The organism is Micrococcus sp. IITD107, from assembly GCF_041927415.1.
Lineage (GTDB): Bacteria > Actinomycetota > Actinomycetes > Actinomycetales > Micrococcaceae > Citricoccus > Citricoccus terreus.
In genome coordinates, this window is record NZ_JBHFFN010000001.1 from 318,485 (window position 1) to 335,061 (window position 16,577).

Below are 16,577 nucleotides of genomic sequence, written 5' to 3' on the forward strand. Positions count from 1 at the left end.
CCATGCTAGCGCAGGCACCGCGGCGCCTTGACGAGACCCCCCTGGTGCATGCAGGGTGTACTGAGGGGTACGTACGTAACGTACCCATCGTACAGAGGTGAGGCGATGGGGTCAGCGGCAGGGCAGCAGTGGCCCGCGGCCTGGTCTCGCACGGCGCTGCCCACGGCCATCCTGGCTGTGCTGCGGGGCGGCCCCCGCCACGGTTACAGGCTCGCCACCGAGCTGGAGGGCCGCGGCTTCGGCCGGCCCCGCGGTGGATCGCTCTACCCGCTACTGGGACGGCTGGAGGAGGACGGGCTGATCGCCTCCACCTGGGAACCAGGCCAGACCGGCCCGGGGCGGCGGACTTACCGGCTCACCGCCCAGGGGACAGCACAGCTGGTCCAGGAGCGCGCCCAGTGGGCGGCACTGGTCACCGCCCTGACCGCGGACGCAGCCACAGAGCACGACGACGGCCCCGTCACCACGGGTGCCCAGGGGGAGGGACCATGAAGGACACCACCGAACACCTGGAGCGGCTGGAGTCCGAGGTCAAGGACCACGGACACTCCGAGCGCGACCTGGACTGGTCACGGGATGCCTACTTCCGGCTGCTGCTCTCCCAGGTCCAGTCATCCCCGGCGCAGGGCGAGGTGCGCCGCGCGGCCGAGGCTGCACGAGGATCGGCCCAGTCCCTGGAACAGCTCCACGGGGAACCGGGCGTGTGGGCGGAGGCGACGGTGCACCGCTGGCTGCGAGAGAACCCGGAGCGCTTCATCCGGCACCGCGGCGAGACGGAGAACACCTGGAGCCTGCGCTCGGCCCTGTGGGGCATCCCCGCCGTGGCCGCAGGCTTGTCCTTCCTGTTCGTGCTCTTCACGGTGATCCCGGGATGGGGCCCGGGCCAGATGAGCCTGGGCTGGATCCTGGTGCCGGGCGCGATCGCCGTGCCGATCATCCTGCTGCACGCCGTCTACTCCTCCACCCTGGGACGCCGAGGGAACCTGCGCGCCGTGGCCGCGGCCGTCGTCGTAGTGGCGGTCTCCGCTGTGGTGATCGCCGTGGTGGCCATGGCCACTCAGGATGTGCTGCTGCCGCAGGGGGTGCCCTGGATCTGGATCGCGACCGGCGCCTGGACACTCCTGGCCGTGGTCGCCTGGCAGCTGGCCCAGCGGATTCCCGGCAGCGGCGCGCACGATGATCTGGGCCTGCCCCGCCGGGTGCACACAGCCGAAGAACCGGTGGGCGATCGGACCTGGGCCGACCAGGTCCGCTCGGCGCTGTTCCACCGGCGAGTGCTCGAGGACAGCGACGTGGACCGGGCAGTCCATGAGGCGCTGACCCATGCCCAGCAGTCCGGCAACCTGGCGGTCGAGGAGTTCGGCTCGCCCTGGGACTACGCCCACGCGCTCGCCGAGGATCCGGTGGTCCGGCCGCGGCGGATGACCCTGTTCACCGGGGCGCTGGCCGCCGCCTGGACGGTCCTCTTCGCAGCGCAGCTGGTGGAAGGGCTCGGCATGGATGAGGTGCCCGTCCTGGAGAGCGTCTTCCGCGCGGGCATGCTCCTGCTGCTCTTCGGGGCGACGATCTCCTCTGCGCGAGACTGGCGCCGGGCAGTCAGGCTCAAGACCGAGCGAACGCGCGGGTAGTCGGCGAGGCCGCGGCTGCGGGGATGGCCCGCCTCCTCACCAGACCCCAGCGGTCGGCGAGCGGTGCGTGCTCGGTGCGGGCCGTCGTCGTGAAGGGCCAGGTCATCAGTGCCCAGACGGCGCCCACCAGGAGGAACTCGACCCCGATGTACCAGGGCCAGCCACCCAGCACGTCCAACAGGGATGGTCCCGCCGGGGCATGGGCGAGATAGGCGTAGTTGGCGCCGGTGACCGCATTCGCCACGGCCGCCACACCGGCCCACCCCACTGCGATGCCGAAGGCCGCCCCATAGCCGCGCCAGGTCGGCCGATAGCCCAGTCCCCACACCAGCACGAGCGGGGCCCACAGCACCATGGCATGCAGGAACCAGTAGAGGCTGAACTCCAGGACAGGGTCGCCCAGGTAGGTCAGGTCCGGCGTCAGCACCGACTGCAGGTTCAGGGTCAGGCCCCAGTAGAAGCTGACCGCCACCGCCCAGCCCGCACGGGTGATCAGGGCGATCGCGGTGATGATGCGCAGGGCGTCGGAGAAGTGGAACGGCAGCGACTGCTCGATGTCCCAGTTCTGCGGCAGCAGCCCCCAGGCCATCCACAGGAGCGAGACCACGAGCAGCAGCCAGCCGGCGCCGCGGGTGAGGCGGTGCTCAGCAGGGGTGCCGCGCACCTGGCGGGCGTGGACCACCGCCAGGATCCCGACGACGACGATCACCACGAGCACGGCCAGGTGTTCCGGCCCGTAGGGGGTCATGCGATCCATGGCGACAGTGTAGGTCGCAGGAGCAGCGGGCGCCGACGATTGTCAGTACAGGTCGGTCCGGCGCTGGGTGAGGTAGGAGAAGTCACGCCGGGCATCCAGGACCCTGTGGGGATCAAGGTCTGCGATGACCAGCTGCTCACCGGTGGGAGACCCGGTGGCAGAGGCCTCAGCCAGGATGGAGCCGTCCGGACCGGCGATGAGGCTGTCCCCGTTGTAGTCGAAGAGCGGGTCAGAACCGGTGTGGTTGGCGTACACCAGGGCCAGCTGGTTCTCGGCCGCACGAGCAGGGACCAGCACCCGGTTGACCACCTCGAAGCCCACCATGTTCGCCGTGGGCACCAGGACCAGGTCAGCACCCTGCTCGGCCAGCAGTCGGGTGGTCTCCGGGAACTCGACGTCGAAGCAGATCGCCGTTCCCACGGTCCAGCCGTGCCACGTGGCCACCTGCGGCGCGCGGTCAGCTGCGGAGAACTGCTGCGCGTCCACGTCCCCGAACAGGTGCATCTTCCGCCCGCCGGTCAGGCGCTCGCCGGACTCGCTCACCAGGCTCACGCTGTTGAAGACCGCCTGACCGCCCCGCTCGGGGTGGCCGAAGCAGACCGCCACCCCGTGCTGGTGTGCCATCTCGGCCACCGACTGTCCGGACGGTCCGTCCACCTGTTCGGCCAGCCGGGACACCGCCTCGGCTCCGATCCCGTAGCCGGTCAGCATCATCTCGGGGAAGACCACCAGATCCACGTCCTGCCCCGCGGCGTCGGCGAGCAGGCGGTCCATCAGGGACAGGTTCGCCGGGACGTCCTCCGGGATCGGGCGGCACTGGGCGGCCGCCACCCGGATCGGCTGCGGTGGAGGGGCCTTCAGGGACGTGATGGAGGCGGGGCTCATGCCGGCAACCGTACCGGGCGCAGCTGATCGAACACATCGCCCGGGCCGGGGTTCGCCTCCGGGGTGCTCCCGCCCAGGTGGTCCACGATGCCCCAGACGGCGTTGAGCGCGGTCTGCACGGCGCCCTCGGCCCAGGCAGGCGTGAAGGAGACGTCGTCGCCGGCCAGGAAGATGCCCTTCTGCTCGGTGGGCAGGTCCGTCTGCACGAAGTGTCCGAACATGCGCTCGTTGTACCGGTAGTGTCCGGGCAGTGCGCCCTTGAACGCGCCCAGGAAATACGGGTCGGCCTCCCAGGAGACGGTGATCGGCTCACCGATGATGTGTTGGCGCACGTCCACCTCGGGGTAGATCCGATCCAGGGCCTGCAGCGCCAGGTCGGCGCGCCGCTGGGCCGAATGGGGGAGCATCTTCAGCGCATCGGACATCCAGGAGTAGCTCAGGCAGATCACCGCCGGATCATCCGGCCCGTCCTCGAAGAAGTACGTGCCGCGGGTGAGCCGGTCGGTCAGCGTCATGGACATCCGCTCCCGCCCGGTCTGCGGATCGATGTCCCTCCAGAACGGACGGTCCACCTTCACGAAGGTCTTGGAGGACTGCATGTACCGGGTGCGGTCCAGTGCCATCCACACCTCCTGGGAGAACAGCTCCTCCTCCACCTGCACCTGGGTGGTCAGCAGCCAGGTCTGGCAGGAGGCCAGCACCGTGCGGTAGGTCCGTTCCTCGCCCTCGGCGTCCACCACGCCCAGCCGTCCGTCAGCCGTGCGGTACACGCGGGTCACCGCGCCCAGGTGCCGCCCCTCGTGCAGGGAGGACAGCGAGGTCCCGGACGGCCAGTGCACGGCGTCGTCCACGGGCCGATCCCACAGCCCGCGGGGCACCTGCTCGGCGCCCCCCTGGATCAGGTGCTGGTCGTCGTCGTACTCGCAGACCGCCACCCGCAGGATCTCCAGCATGGTGTTGGGGAAGTCCGAGTCCCAGCCGCCGGTGCCGAAGCCCACCTGGCCGAAGACCTCACGGTGCCGGTAGCTCAGCTGGGAGAACTCCTCCGAGGAGGCCACGAACTCGTAGAAGGAGTGGTCGTCCCACCGGGGGACCAGCTCGTCCCAGATGCGCTTGACCGCGGCGGCGTCCCGGGCGCGCATGGCCTGCTGCAGCTGTCCCAGGTGCAGGACCGTCTCGAGGGCGCCGTCCCACGCCTCGGCGATCTCCCGGAACAGCGGGGGCAGATCATCCAGGGTCTGGGCGTACCAGGCCTCACCGGCCAGCTCGATCACCGTGGAGCCAGCGGCCTCGGTGAGCGGGTTGGGGAAGGGTCTGGTCTGCAGCCCCAGCAGGTCGACATAGTGGAAGAACGCGGCGGAGGACCGGGGGAAGCGCATCCCGCCCAGTTCGGCGATGGTGGCCGGGTCTCCGTCCGCGAACGGCTCGGAGCGGAGTCGACCGCCCAGACGCGAGGCCTCGTAGACCACCGGACGCAGCCCCATCCGCATCAGCTCGTAGGCCGCGACCAGTCCGGAGATCCCGGCTCCGATGATCGCCACCTCCTCGCCGTGGCACTCGGGCGGCACCGACCCCAGGCCGTCCGGGTGGGTCAGCCAGGTGTCGTAGGCAAAGGGGAAGTCCGGGCCGAAGGCGGTGAGTCCCGGCTGCGCTGGAGGTGCGGGATCTGCCGCGTGGTCCAGGCGAGGATGCGTGTCAGGAGTGTCTGAGAGGGTCACCCCCAGGACGTTATCAAAGTCACATTTCAGACTTTCCCGACGGCGGCCCCGCGCCCTGGCAGGCCGGATCAGGCCTGCTTGACCAGGGAGATCTCGAACTCCAGGGAGATCTTGTCACTGACCAGCACCCCTCCGGAGTCCAGGGGAGTGTTCCAGGTGACGTCCCAGTCGCGGCGGTCGATCCGCCGGCTGCCCTCCAGGCCCGCGCGGACCTGGCCGTTCGGATCGGTGTCCATGCCGATCAGCTCCAGCGGCACGGAGAGCAGCCGAGTGATGCCACGGATGGTCAGCTCTCCGTTGACGATGAAGCTGTTGTCCTCCACCTCGTCGATCTGGTGGGAGATGAAGACCATCTCCGGGTGTTCGGCCACATTGAAGAAGTCGGCACTGCGCAGGTGCTCGTCCCGCTGGGCGTTGCGGGTGTCCACGCTGTCCATCTGGACCCGGATCGTGGCCGAGGAGCGGGCGGGGTCGGCCGGATCCACGGTGACCTCTCCGGTGACCTCGTTGAACGCGCCGCGCACGCGCGCCACCATGGCGTGACGGCTGGAGAATCCGATCCGTGAGTGGGCCGGGTCGATGGTCCAGTGTCCGGCGAGGTCCTGAGCGGTCATGTGATGTTCCCCCTGGGGTCACGGCCGGACGCGGATGCGCCGCACCTGGTGTCTGATGTCAGCGTAGTCGGACCACACGGATCTGGGGGAGAATGAAGGTGCACCCCCAGGGTGGTGTCTGGGCGGCAGGAGCCGCTGACCGTCCTGCGGCCCGGTGCGTGGAGCTCAAGGAGGAGACCGAGAAGATGCAGCTGACCCCGAACGTGCCCCGTGAGAACCTGCGAGAGTTCATCGACAAGCTGCGTGACGGCGGGTACAAGGTCATCGACGGCCACACACCTGACCCGGACCTGATCGCCCCGGACGGCAAGGCCGTGGAGACCTGGCGCGAGGACTACCCCTACGAGGAGCGGATGTCCCGCGAGGAGTACGAGCTGGAGAAGTACAACCTCCAGATCGAGCTGCTCAAGCTGCAGTACTGGGGCGAGGACACCGGCCAGCGCCACATCATCGTCTTCGAGGGACGGGACGCCGCCGGCAAGGGCGGCACCATCAAGCGCTTCACCGAGTACATGAACCCGCGGACCGCGCGCGTGGTGGCGCTGAACAAGCCCTCCGACCGCGAACAGGGCCAGTGGTACTTCCAGCGCTACATCAACCATTTCCCCACGGAGGGCGAGATCGTGCTCTTCGACCGCTCCTGGTACAACCGGGCCGGTGTGGAGCGGGTCATGGGCTTCAGCAGCGACGAGCAGTACGCCACGTTCATGAACCAGGTGCCGCTGTTCGAGAAGATGCTCGTGGACGAGGGCATCCACCTGACCAAGCTCTGGTTCTCCGTGACCCGCTCCGAGCAGCGCACCCGCTTCGCCATCCGGCAGATCGACCCGGTGCGCCGGTGGAAGCTCTCGCCCATGGACCTGGAGTCCCTGGACCGCTGGGAGGACTACACGGACGCCAAGGAGAAGATGTTCCTGCACACGGACACCGACCACGCCCCGTGGACCACCATCAAGTCCAATGACAAGAAGCGCGCTCGCCTGAACGCCATGCGCTACTTCCTCTCCCAGTTCGAGTACGAGGACAAGGACCACGAGGTGGTGGGCACCCCGGATCCGCTGATCGTCCAGCGCGGTCGGGACGCCGTCGGCGACTGATGCGCACCCGTTGCCGGCTGGCCGCGCTGGCCGCCTCGGCCCTGCTCGTCCTCGCCGGCTGCGGGAGCCAGCCCACCGGGGGAGGCGAGCCGTCCTCCTCGGGTGCGGCGCCGTCGTCGGGACCCGCTGCTGAGGCGCCGAAGCAGGCTGAGCAGGCGGTGACCGTGGAGGTCTACGGAGACTCGCTCACCGTGGCCGACTCCCCGGATCTGCGCGCGGGACGGACCGGCCCGCAGTCCTGGGTGCACCATGTGGACGATCACGGCGTGGCCGTGGTCGGTGCCGCCGGCCGCTGGGGTGCCACGGCGGATGAAGTCCTCCAGGTCCACCTGCGCACCGGTGAGGACGAGGTGCAGGCTCAATGGCTGCTCGCCTTCCTGGGCACCAACGACGCCGGTCGGGCAGGTTCCCCGGACAGCGGCGGCTTCACCGCGGCGCACGCGGACTACGTGGAGCAGATCGGATCGATCGCCGAGCGCACCGGGTACCCGGAGGAGCGCGTGGTCGTCGTGGGCGTGGGGCCGATCAACGCCGAGGTGGCGGAGCGGACCCAGGCCTGGAACGAGCTGACGGCGCAGGCGGCGCAGGAGCGCGGCTGGCAGCTGGTGGACCCGTGGGAGCGGCTGCGCGGACCGGACGGGCGCTACGCGGACCCGGACCACACCACGGACGGACTGCACCTGTCCGAGTCCGGGGCACAGCTGCTGGCCGAAGGGATCGCCGAGGACCTGCATGAGGTGTCCCGTTCGGCTCCGTGAGTCCCCGCGCGCGTAGGCTGGTGCACAGAGCAACGTTCCCCTCCACCTCACCTCACTCTCAGGGCGCACCGACGCCCGGGAAGGCAGCGCACATGAGCGAGTCGATCACCACCGCCAAGGACAAGCTGGACCCGCAGGAGGGGCCGGAGACCGGACAGGCCCGCCAGGCCGCCACACCCGGAGACGGCCGTGAGGGACGGGCGGACATCGGGGTGACCGGGCTGGCCGTGATGGGCGCCAACCTGGCTCGCAACTTCGCCCGCAACGGCTACACCGTGGCCCTGCACAACCGCAGCCGTGCCCGCACCGACGACCTCGTGGCCCAGTTCAGCGAGGAGGGCGACTTCATTCCCACCGAGACCCTGACCGAGCTGGTGGCGAACCTGGCCACCCCGCGCCGGGTGCTGGTGATGGTCAAGGCCGGCCAGCCGGTGGACGATGTCATCGAGCAGCTGATCCCGCTGCTGGAGGCCGGGGACATCGTGATCGACGCCGGCAACTCCCACTATGAGGACACCCGCCGCCGTGAGGCCGCGCTGGCCGAGCAGGGCCTGCACTTCGTGGGTGTGGGCGTCTCCGGTGGCGAGGAGGGTGCACTCAACGGCCCGGCCATCATGCCCGGGGGCCCGAAGGAGTCCTACCAGGCCCTCGGTCCGCTGCTGGAGAGCATCGCCGCGGACTACGACGGCGACCCCTGCTGCGCGTGGATCGGCACCGACGGGGCCGGGCACTTCGTGAAGATGGTCCACAACGGCATCGAGTACGCGGACATGCAGGTGATCGGTGAGGCCTACGACCTGCTGCGCCGCGTGGGCGGGTACGAACCGGCCGAGCAGGCCGCGATCTTCGATCAGTGGAACCGCACCGAGCTGGCCAGCTACCTGATCGAGATCACCTCGGACGTGCTCTCCCAGGTGGACGTGGAGACCCAGCGCCCGCTGGTGGACCTGATCGTGGACGAGGCCGGGCAGAAGGGCACCGGGCGCTGGACGGCGATCTCCGGCCTGGACCTGGGCTCCCCGATCGCCGCGATCGCCGAGTCCGTGTTCGCCCGGTCCCTCTCCAGCCAGACCGCCGTGCGTGCCCAGGCCCAGAAGACCCTGCAGGCCGGACTGGACGAGGCCGAAGTGGCTCGCCTGGCCGAAGGGGAGGACCGGGAGGCGTTCGTGGAGGACGTGCGGCTGGCGCTCTACGCCTCCAAGCTCGTCTCCTACGCGCAGGGCCTGGACATGCTGCAGGCCGCCGGCGCCCAGTACGGGTGGAGCCTGGACCTGGGCACCATCGCCTCACTGTGGCGCAACGGCTGCATCATCCGCGCCGACCTGCTGGACACCATCATGAAGGCCTACGGGGGGCGGGACACCGAGCGTCACCCGGAGCCGGGCACCGTGGCCGAGGGACAGCCGCTGAACCTGCTGTTCGCCCCGGAGTTCACCGAGGCGATCGCTCAGGCTGTCCCCGCCTGGCGGCGCGTGGTGGCCCGTGCGGTGGCCGCAGGAGTGCCCGTCCCGGTCTTCTCCTCGGCCCTGGCCTACTACGACGGTCTGCGCCAGGACCGACTGCCGGCCGCCCTGACCCAGGGGCTGCGCGACTACTTCGGCGCGCACACCTACCGCCGCACCGATCGCGAGGGCGCCTTCCACACCCTGTGGTCCGGCGACCGCTCGGAGATCACCGCCTGATCCGGTCCGGCCGGGAGACGGATTGACCGTGGGCCCGTCTTCCGGCCACCGGATGTCTGCTACCGGTCCGTAGCCGCGCCGAGTGCGGTCGAGTCCGTTGATCGGTCAGGTTCCAGAGGACTAGCGTGCGTGAGATGGATCACACTCGCATCATCTCCCAGACTCCTTCAGGCCCTCAGATCTCCCGCCGGACAGCACTGACCGCACTCGGTGCGCTCGGCGCACTGGCCGCCACCCCCGCTCTCGCTGGCCCAGCGGCGGCCACCACCTACCCCAACCCGAACAACACCCCCACCAGCGCCATCCGCACCTACGGGGACATGATCAAGGGGCTGGAACAGCTGCAGCGCACCTCGCGCGGCGCGGTCACGGTCACCACCCTGCGCGAGGTCGGCACCGCCGAGTACCTCTCCGAGCAGGGGCGGGAGCTGTACGTCGCCCAGGTCGGCACCGGCACGCGGCATCTGTGGATCCAGGGCCGCATCCACGGCGACGAGCCCTATGGCCTGGACTCGCTGATGACCGTGCTGAGGTCCCTGGCCTCCAGCGGCAGCCCCACCTGCCGGCAGATCCGTGAGCAGTTCACCATCCACTTCATCCCCGTCTACAACCCCGACGGCTCGGAGATGAACACCCGCACCACCACCCTGTGGGACGAGACCACGAACCAGCCTCGCCTGGGTGCCAACGGCCGTCCGCTCACCGTGGACCTGAACCGCGACTGGGCCGTCAACGGCTTCCGTGCCCGTGAGTCCCGCGCCTGGTACGAGTACTGGACCATGGTCAAGCCCGAGTACGCCCTGGACATCCACCATCAGGGCATGAAGGTGGACCGGACCACCGGAGAGGCCATCACCCTGTCCCTGGGCGTCTCCCTGGCTCCGGGCGGACCCACCCTGCCGGGCATCCGCGGCGGGGAGTATGACGTGCTGACCCGTCAGATGGCCGGCCATGTCTGGCAGCAGGTGGACCACCGTGGCCACATCACCACCGACCGCTACGACGTCGGTGAGGGAGTGGTGATCGACATCCATGGCGGCGTGGTCTCGGCCATGATGATGGGGCTGAACTGGAACGGACTGAACCCCACGGGCCACTCCAATGCGGCCATCTTCTTCGAGACCTCCGGCAACACCCGTGACGGCAGCCTGGGCCAGAAGGCTCGCGGCAAGCTGATCCAGCAGAACGTGCTGGGTGTGGAGGCCTGGCTCTCCGGTCTGGCCACCGGCGCCGTGCAGCGCCTGGACCCGGAGATCTGGGAGCAGATCCCGCATGATCCGGTCCAGTACTACTTCACCGACTGGGGCGGGACCATCCCCGCCTGAGCGGGCTGGTGCGACTCAGCACACCCCTGCCACGACGACGCCCGTCACCTTCAGCGGAAGGTGACGGGCGTCGTCGGGCTGGGTGCTCAGATCAGATCCACATGGCGGGGTCCACGTACTCCGCCGGGTCCACCGCCGCCTGGTGCTCGGAGGCGCCGCGCACGCGGAAGGTGGCGGGGATGCCGGTGGCGATCGAGTCCGGGGGAGTGTCCTTGACCACCACGGCGTTGGCGCCCACGGAGGATCCCTGACCGATCTCCACCGGACCCAGGATCTTGGCCCCGGCTCCGACCACCACGCCGTCGTGCAGGGTGGGGTGGCGCTTGACCTTGGCCAGGGACCGGCCTCCGAGGGTGACCCCGTGGTAGAGCATGACGTCATCGCCGATCTCGGCGGTCTCACCGATCACCACGCCCATGCCGTGGTCAATGAAGAAGCGCCGGCCGATCTGCGCACCGGGATGGATCTCGATCCCAGTCACCGCCCGCGCGGCCTGCGAGACCAGACGGGCCGGGGTCTTCAGCCGTTCGTGCTGCCACATGGCGTGCGAGACGCGGTGGGCCCAGATCGCGTGCAGACCCGAATAGGCCAGTGCCACCTCCAGGTCGCCGCGCGCGGCAGGGTCGTGCGCGCGGGCGTTGGCGATGTCTTCCTTCAGGGTGTCCTTCAGGCGGGAGATCAGTCCCATGCGGGGCCTTTCGGTGGTGCTGGCATCAAGTGGTGCGGTGGCGGTCCGGGGTCGGAGGGACCGGTCAGCCGCGGATGTCCTCGTACAGGACGGTGGAGATGTAGCGCTCACCGAAGTCGGGGACGATCGCCACGATCAGCTTGCCCTCGTTCTCCGGCTTCTTGGCCTGCTCCAGGGCGGCTGCCACGATCGCACCGGCGGAGATGCCGCCCAGGATGCCCTCCTGGGTCCCCAGGGCACGGGCGGTGGAGACGGACTCCTCAAGGGTGGCGGTGTAGACCTCGGAGTAGAGCTCGGTGTCCAGCACCTCAGGGATGAAGTTGGCTCCGATGCCCTGGATCTTGTGCGGACCGGGCTTGCCGCCGGAGAGGATGGGGGAGTCGGCCGGCTCCACGGCCACCAGCGTCACCTCGGGCTTCTGCTCCTTGAGGTAGCGTCCAGCGCCGGTGATGGTGCCGCCGGTGCCGATGCCGGAGACCAGGATGTCCACGGCGCCCTCGGTGTCCTCCCAGATCTCCGGCCCGGTGGTGTCATAGTGGGCCTGCACGTTGGCCTGGTTGGCGAACTGCTGGGCCCAGATCGCGTTCTCGGTGGTCTCCACGATCTGCTGGGCCTTCTCCACCGCTCCACGCATGCCGTCCGCGCCCGGGGTCAGCACGATCTCCGCGCCGTAGGCACGCAGCATGACCCGGCGCTCGTTGGACATGGTCTCGGGCATGGTCAGCACCACCTTGTAGCCGCGCGCGGCGCCGACCATGGCCAGGGCGATGCCGGTGTTGCCGGAGGTGCCCTCCACGATGGTCCCGCCGGGCTGGAGCTGGCCGGAGGCCTCAGCGGCGTCCACGATGGCCGCGCCGATCCGGTCCTTCACGGAGTTGGCCGGGTTGTAGAACTCCACCTTGACCGCCACCTGCGCGGGCAGGCCCTCGGTCAGGCGGTTCAGGCGGACCAGGGGGGTGTGACCCACGGCCTCGGTGATGTTCTCCAGGATCTTGCCCATGAGTGCGGTGTCCTTCCGATGGGGGGATGTGATGTCGACGGGTGAGGGGTGCTGCTCAGCGTGCTGACCTGCGCGGAGGCACAGATCCGGTCCAGCCTAGAAGCGTCGCGGACCGAGGCCTCTCAGTCCAGCCACTGGGCGTAACGTTGCCGGACCTTGGCCAGCTTGGGGTTGATGACCACCTGGCAGTAGCCGTTGTACGGCTGACGGCTGTAGAAGTCCTGGTGGACATCTTCAGCGCGGTGCCAGGGACCCAGGGGCTCGATGGTGGTGACGATCGGGTCCTGCCACAGGGGCTGGTGGCGTTCGATCGACTCCCGGAAGAGCTGCTCGTCGGCGGCGTCTGTAGGGAACAGTGCCGAGCGGTACTGGGTGCCGATGTCATGGCCCTGGCGGTTCAGGGTGGTGGGATCATGCCCGGTGAAGAACAGGTCCATGATGACCTCAGCGGGGACCACGGACTCATCGAAGAGCACCCGGACGGCCTCGGCATGACCGGTGGTCCCTGAGCAGACCGATCGATAGTCCGGGTCCTCGGTGTGCCCACCGGTGTAGCCGGACTCCACCGCCTGCACACCCCGCACACGGCGGTACACGGCGTCCAGGCACCAGAAGCAGCCGCCGGCCACCGTCAGTTCACGCAGGGTGGAGCGGCCGTCACCTCCGACCGAGCGGTCGGCGGCGTCGGGCGCGGGGGAGGTCTGGTTCTCGCTCACACCCGGGTCAGCAATCGGCAGGCCCCGATCATTCCCGGACCGCTGCGTGCGGTGGGCCAGGCACCCGGCCAGCCTGCCGTCGTCGGGCGTGACACGCGGCACAATGGGGACATGAGCACCGATCAGACGCTGTCAGCCTCACCCTCCACTCCCACCCTCGCCCAGGTGCTGGAGGCGGTGGAGGAGCTGTGGCCGCAGAGCCTGTCCGAGGGGTGGGACGCCACCGGACTGGTGGTCGGCCGTCCGGAGAGCCCCGTGCAGCGGATCCACTTCGCGGTGGACCCGGTGATGGAGGTGGTGGACGAGGCCGTGGGCGCCGGTGCCCAGCTGCTGATCACCCACCACCCGCTGCTGCTGCGCGGAGTCAACACGGTGGCGGCCACCTCCTACAAGGGACAGCTGGTCCACACGCTGATCGAGGGCGGCTGCGGACTGCTGACCTGCCACACCAACGCCGACTCCGCGGTGGGTGGGGTCTCGGATGTGATCGCCGAGATCCTGGGACTGGAGGACCTGCGTCCTCTGGCTCCGGCGAAGGACGGACTGCCGGAGGAGGGGATCGGGCGCGTGGGCACCCTGCCGCAGGCGCTCACCCTGGCCGACTTCGCCGCGCGGGTGTTCTCCGCCATGCCCGCCGTGGCCGGAGGCGTCCGTGTGGCCGGCGACCGGGACGGCCTGGTCAGCACGGTGGCAGTCTGCGGCGGTGCAGGGGACAGCCTGTTCGACCAGGTCCGTGCCTCCGGTGCCGACGTCTACATCACCGCCGATCTGCGCCACCACCCGGCCTCGGAGGCCCGCGAGACCGCCCTGCTCAACGGGGGCCGTCCGTATCTGATCGAGGTCTCCCACTTCGCCAGTGAGTGGCTGTGGCTGCCCGCTGCCGCCCAGACCCTGGACAACCTGCTGACCGACCGCGGGTTCGAGGTGGACATCGCCGTCTCCGGCCGGAACACCGATCCCTGGGACTTCGTCCTCACGCCGGGCGCGTAGGGTCGGGCACAGGACCGCGCCTCCGTCAAGAACGTCAGATCCGTCAGAACCGAGGAATCGAGGAGCCATGTCGGCACCGACCACCGTCAGCCCCGCCCACCAGCTGGCCCTGCTGGAGCTGCAGCGCACCGACACCGAGCTGGACCAGGCCCGGACCCGCATGCAGGCCCTGCGGCAGGACGCGGAGTACCAGCGGCTGCGGACTGAGGCGGACCGGCTCCAGGCCGAGGTCCAGGCCGCCCAGGAGCAGCTGGGCACCGCACAGTCGGCCCAGACCGAGGCCGAGCGCAAGGTGAGCTCCACGCGCGAGCACCTGGATCGGAACCAGAAGCGGATGGAGTCCGGGCAGGGCTCGGCCAAGGACCTGCAGGGCATGCAGCACGAGATCGAGACCCTGCAGCGCCTGGTGGGTGAGCAGGAGGACGCCGAGCTGGAGACCATGGGCGCCGTGGAACAGGCCGAGTCCGCCCACGCCTCCGCTCAGCAGGCCCACGCCGAGGCCGAAGCGGCGGCGAACGCGCGTGGACGAGCGGTCAAGGCCGAGGCCGCCCAGGTGGCGGCCCGTGGCAAAGAGCTCACCGGCACCCGCCAGCAGCAGGCCGCCGCGCTGCCGGCTGACCTGGTGGCCCTGTACGAGAAGATCCGCGCACGCACCGGCGGGATCGGCGCGGCCCGACTGGTGGGCAACCGATCAGAGGCCTCCGGCATGGGCATCAGCCCCGTGGAGCTGGAGCAGATCAAGGCGACCCCTGCGGATCGGTTGGCCTACTGCCCGGACACCGGTGCCATCCTCGTCCGTGACGCGGACTGAACCGGCTAACGTGTCCGAGGTGCAGACGACTTCTCAGACTCAACGGACCCTGCAGGTCGAGGCCGACGGCGGCTCCCGCGGCAACCCCGGCGTGGCCGGATACGGTGCGCTGGTGCGGGACCCAGACACCGGGGAGATCCTCGCCACGGACGCCCAGCCGCTGGGCAGGGCCTCCAACAACGTGGCTGAGTACTCCGGGCTGATCGCCGGGCTGACCATGGCCCGCCAGATCGACCCCGAGGCCCGTGTGCACGCCCTGATGGACTCCAAGCTCGTGGTCGAGCAGATGAGCGGCCGCTGGAAGATCAAGCACGAGGACATGCGCCGCCTGGCCGCCCAGGCCCGCAGCATCATCCCCGCCGGACAGGTCACCTACGAGTGGATCCCGCGGGAGAAGAACAAGGACGCCGACCAGCTCTCCAATGAGGCCATGGATGCCGGCGCCGCGGGGACGCAGTGGGACGCCGGTGCCTCCAAAGTCCCGGTGAGCGCGCCCGGCGAGGGGGCGCAGAAGGCTCCGGCCGCCGAGAAGGCGACGGAGCCGTCGTCGGGAAGCTCATCCTCTGCCGGCTCTGCGACGCCCACCGGGCGACTGCACCACGTGGAGATCTGGGTGGAGGATCTGGCGGCGGCGCGGCGCACCCTGGGGTGGCTGTTCGAGGAGCTGGGGTACGTGCTCAGCGGGGAGTGGTCCGAGGGGGCCAGCTACCAGGGCGCGGGGGAGTACCTGGTGATCGAGCGCGGGCCGGACGTGTCCGCGGGGGCGCATGACCGACTCCGGCCCGGCGTGAACCACCTGGCCTTTCGTGCTGGCTCACGAGCAGACGTGGACCGCCTGGCGCAGGCGGCTCAGGCGGTGGGCTTCACGCTGCTCTTCGCCGAGCAGCACCCCTTCGCGGGCGGCCGGAACCACTACGCGGCCTACCTGGAGGCGCCGAACGGCTTCGAGGTGGAGCTGGTGGCCGACCCGGCCTGACCCACGGCGGATCCATCCAGAGGTCAGAAATCGACCTCATCCACGGATTCGGGGGCTCGTGAGGTGGATGTCTGACCCGCAGATGCAGGCGTCAGGACTCGGGAAGGGTGACCTCGAGCTTGGCCGAGGTCTTCCCGTGAGCGGGAACCAAGTCGACCTCCCACTGATGGCCCACGGCGTGCGCACCGTCCCCGGCCTGCGCCACGGCCTCAGCCGCAGACTGCGGGGACCGCACCGTTCGGCCGCCGGCCTCGAGCAGGATCCGGGCCACCAGTCCGCGCGTGTGCTTGGCGAAGTGTGAGACCACGGTGCGCTTGCCCGCTCGCATCTGGAACACGTCCACGGTCACCGCGGTCTCGGCCGGAGCTTTCCACAGGGCCGCGTAACCGCCCGAGCGGCAGTCCACCACCACGCCGGTGTGCTCGGCGAGTCCGTCCAGCTCCGGCCCGATCCTCGGCTTCCACCACGCCGCCAGTCCGCCCAGGCCCGGCAGCTTGGCGGTGATCGGCAGGCGGTAGGCCGGGATGCGGTCCCCCAGTGCGGTGGCGCCGAACAGCCCGGAGAAGACCAGGGCGTCTTTGCGGGCACGGGTCCGGGCGCCGTCCGAGAGGCTGGAGTAGTCCAACGCGTCGAAGAGCACCCCGGAGTACACCTGATGGCCGGGAGCCGCGTGAGCCTCCAGCAGGTCCACGTTCGCCCGGACCTCCTCCTCCAGGGAGGCGCCCACGCCCAGGACCGAGAGTGCGTCCGGCAGAGCCGAGGCCGTGGTCAAGGTGCCCAGCACCGTGCGGCGCTCGCCGGCCAGGGTGGGGAAGATCAGGGTGTCCAGGTCCAGGGGTGCGCCGGAGCGCGGCGAGGTCTTGCCCTCCGAGGGCGGCAGCAGGATCAGCACCGGTCCAGCCTAACGGGGTGGCAGACGTAGACTGGACCCT

The 16,577-nt window shown here is 69.8% G+C and carries 17 protein-coding genes; 9 read left to right on the top strand and 8 right to left on the bottom strand.

Annotated features, from left to right (window positions below; translation table 11 throughout):
- The first annotated feature begins 105 nt into the window (after nt 1-105).
- Nucleotides 106-492: a PadR family transcriptional regulator gene (locus tag ACEXHE_RS01470; RefSeq protein ID WP_374784456.1), complete on the top strand. Its 387-nt coding sequence runs from the start codon at nt 106-108 to the stop codon at nt 490-492.
- On the top strand, nt 489-1,628 hold the full coding sequence (locus ACEXHE_RS01475) for a hypothetical protein (RefSeq protein ID WP_374784457.1): 1,140 nt from the start codon (nt 489-491) through the stop codon (nt 1,626-1,628). Before ACEXHE_RS01470 ends, ACEXHE_RS01475 begins: the two co-directional genes overlap by 4 nt.
- Here the strand turns inward: ACEXHE_RS01475 and ACEXHE_RS01480 are convergent.
- From ACEXHE_RS01480 to ACEXHE_RS01495, 4 genes are all read right to left on the bottom strand, one after another.
- Nucleotides 1,603-2,385 (bottom strand): TIGR02206 family membrane protein, encoded by a 783-nt coding sequence (locus tag ACEXHE_RS01480; protein WP_374784458.1) that lies wholly within the window; start codon nt 2,383-2,385, stop codon nt 1,603-1,605. The two genes, ACEXHE_RS01475 and ACEXHE_RS01480, sit on opposite strands and share 26 nt — an antisense overlap.
- A gap of 42 nt (nt 2,386-2,427) precedes the next feature.
- Nucleotides 2,428-3,270 carry a carbon-nitrogen hydrolase family protein gene (locus ACEXHE_RS01485; protein WP_374784459.1) on the bottom strand — a complete coding sequence of 281 codons (843 nt, stop codon included), beginning with the start codon at nt 3,268-3,270 and terminating at the stop codon, nt 2,428-2,430.
- A complete protein-coding gene (locus ACEXHE_RS01490; protein WP_374784460.1) occupies nt 3,267-4,988 on the bottom strand; it encodes a flavin monoamine oxidase family protein in 1,722 nt (573 codons plus the stop codon). Before ACEXHE_RS01490 ends, ACEXHE_RS01485 begins: the two co-directional genes overlap by 4 nt.
- Before the next feature lie 68 nt (nt 4,989-5,056).
- Nucleotides 5,057-5,602, bottom strand: a complete 546-nt coding sequence (locus ACEXHE_RS01495; protein WP_285179521.1) for a YceI family protein — start codon at nt 5,600-5,602, stop codon at nt 5,057-5,059.
- A 185-nt stretch (nt 5,603-5,787) separates the two neighbouring features.
- Between ACEXHE_RS01495 and ppk2 the strand changes: the two genes are divergently transcribed.
- The 4 genes from ppk2 to ACEXHE_RS01515 all read left to right on the top strand — a co-directional run bounded on the left by ppk2 (nt 5,788) and on the right by ACEXHE_RS01515 (nt 10,464).
- Nucleotides 5,788-6,699 (top strand): polyphosphate kinase 2, encoded by a 912-nt coding sequence (gene ppk2, locus ACEXHE_RS01500; protein ID WP_091695245.1) that lies wholly within the window; start codon nt 5,788-5,790, stop codon nt 6,697-6,699.
- Nucleotides 6,699-7,457 carry an SGNH/GDSL hydrolase family protein gene (locus ACEXHE_RS01505; protein ID WP_374784461.1) on the top strand — a complete coding sequence of 253 codons (759 nt, stop codon included), beginning with the start codon at nt 6,699-6,701 and terminating at the stop codon, nt 7,455-7,457. The genes ppk2 and ACEXHE_RS01505 overlap by 1 nt, the downstream gene beginning before the upstream one ends.
- A 230-nt stretch (nt 7,458-7,687) precedes the next feature.
- Nucleotides 7,688-9,139 (top strand): NADP-dependent phosphogluconate dehydrogenase, encoded by a 1,452-nt coding sequence (gene gndA, locus ACEXHE_RS01510; RefSeq protein ID WP_374784837.1) that lies wholly within the window; start codon nt 7,688-7,690, stop codon nt 9,137-9,139.
- A gap of 134 nt (nt 9,140-9,273) precedes the next feature.
- A complete protein-coding gene (locus ACEXHE_RS01515; RefSeq protein WP_374784462.1) occupies nt 9,274-10,464 on the top strand; it encodes a M14 family zinc carboxypeptidase in 1,191 nt (396 codons plus the stop codon).
- Between the two features lie 91 nt (nt 10,465-10,555).
- Here the strand turns inward: ACEXHE_RS01515 and epsC are convergent, their stop codons facing one another.
- The 3 genes from epsC to msrA all read right to left on the bottom strand — a co-directional run bounded on the left by epsC (nt 10,556) and on the right by msrA (nt 12,796).
- Entirely contained in the window at nt 10,556-11,152 is a 597-nt protein-coding gene (gene epsC / locus ACEXHE_RS01520; RefSeq protein ID WP_091694321.1) for a serine O-acetyltransferase EpsC, read from the bottom strand.
- A 64-nt stretch (nt 11,153-11,216) separates the two neighbouring features.
- Nucleotides 11,217-12,152, bottom strand: coding sequence for a cysteine synthase A (gene cysK / locus ACEXHE_RS01525; protein ID WP_374784463.1), 936 nt, complete (start codon nt 12,150-12,152; stop codon nt 11,217-11,219).
- Nucleotides 12,153-12,274: 122 nt separating this feature from the next.
- The gene (msrA, locus tag ACEXHE_RS01530; protein WP_374784838.1) at nt 12,275-12,796 is read right to left on the bottom strand and encodes a peptide-methionine (S)-S-oxide reductase MsrA; all 522 of its coding nucleotides are present in this window, start codon (nt 12,794-12,796) and stop codon (nt 12,275-12,277) included.
- Nucleotides 12,797-12,979: 183 nt separating this feature from the next.
- Between msrA and ACEXHE_RS01535 the strand changes: the two genes are divergently transcribed.
- The 3 genes from ACEXHE_RS01535 (at nt 12,980) to ACEXHE_RS01545 (ending at nt 15,645) form a co-directional block, all read left to right on the top strand.
- Nucleotides 12,980-13,858 (top strand): Nif3-like dinuclear metal center hexameric protein, encoded by an 879-nt coding sequence (locus ACEXHE_RS01535; RefSeq protein ID WP_091695235.1) that lies wholly within the window; start codon nt 12,980-12,982, stop codon nt 13,856-13,858.
- 67 nt (nt 13,859-13,925) lie between these two features.
- Complete coding sequence (locus ACEXHE_RS01540; RefSeq protein ID WP_091694313.1) at nt 13,926-14,669, top strand: zinc ribbon domain-containing protein; 744 nt, start codon at nt 13,926-13,928, stop codon at nt 14,667-14,669.
- Nucleotides 14,670-14,688: 19 nt separating this feature from the next.
- Entirely contained in the window at nt 14,689-15,645 is a 957-nt protein-coding gene (locus ACEXHE_RS01545) for a reverse transcriptase-like protein (RefSeq protein ID WP_374784464.1), read from the top strand.
- Nucleotides 15,646-15,736: 91 nt separating this feature from the next.
- On the opposite strand, the gene ACEXHE_RS01550 is transcribed toward ACEXHE_RS01545, so the two are convergent.
- The gene (locus ACEXHE_RS01550; RefSeq protein ID WP_374784465.1) at nt 15,737-16,537 is read right to left on the bottom strand and encodes a YaaA family protein; all 801 of its coding nucleotides are present in this window, start codon (nt 16,535-16,537) and stop codon (nt 15,737-15,739) included.
- Nucleotides 16,538-16,577 lie beyond the last annotated feature (40 nt).

Excerpts from the sequence above, each read along its gene's own strand:
- ACEXHE_RS01485 (WP_374784459.1), bottom strand. The coding sequence starts at position 3,270 with ATGAGCCCCGCCTCCATCACGTCCCTGAAGGCCCCTCCACCGCAGCCG.
- ACEXHE_RS01470 (WP_374784456.1), top strand. The coding sequence starts at position 106 with ATGGGGTCAGCGGCAGGGCAGCAGTGGCCCGCGGCCTGGTCTCGCACG.
- ACEXHE_RS01480 (WP_374784458.1), bottom strand. The coding sequence starts at position 2,385 with ATGGATCGCATGACCCCCTACGGGCCGGAACACCTGGCCGTGCTCGTG.
- ACEXHE_RS01495 (WP_285179521.1), bottom strand. The coding sequence starts at position 5,602 with ATGACCGCTCAGGACCTCGCCGGACACTGGACCATCGACCCGGCCCAC.
- ppk2 (WP_091695245.1), top strand. The coding sequence starts at position 5,788 with ATGCAGCTGACCCCGAACGTGCCCCGTGAGAACCTGCGAGAGTTCATC.
- ACEXHE_RS01505 (WP_374784461.1), top strand. The coding sequence starts at position 6,699 with ATGCGCACCCGTTGCCGGCTGGCCGCGCTGGCCGCCTCGGCCCTGCTC.
- gndA (WP_374784837.1), top strand. The coding sequence starts at position 7,688 with ATGGGCGCCAACCTGGCTCGCAACTTCGCCCGCAACGGCTACACCGTG.
- ACEXHE_RS01535 (WP_091695235.1), top strand. The coding sequence starts at position 12,980 with ATGAGCACCGATCAGACGCTGTCAGCCTCACCCTCCACTCCCACCCTC.
- epsC (WP_091694321.1), bottom strand. The coding sequence starts at position 11,152 with ATGGGACTGATCTCCCGCCTGAAGGACACCCTGAAGGAAGACATCGCC.
- cysK (WP_374784463.1), bottom strand. The coding sequence starts at position 12,152 with ATGGGCAAGATCCTGGAGAACATCACCGAGGCCGTGGGTCACACCCCC.
- ACEXHE_RS01540 (WP_091694313.1), top strand. The coding sequence starts at position 13,926 with ATGTCGGCACCGACCACCGTCAGCCCCGCCCACCAGCTGGCCCTGCTG.
- ACEXHE_RS01515 (WP_374784462.1), top strand. The coding sequence starts at position 9,274 with ATGGATCACACTCGCATCATCTCCCAGACTCCTTCAGGCCCTCAGATC.
- ACEXHE_RS01475 (WP_374784457.1), top strand. The coding sequence starts at position 489 with ATGAAGGACACCACCGAACACCTGGAGCGGCTGGAGTCCGAGGTCAAG.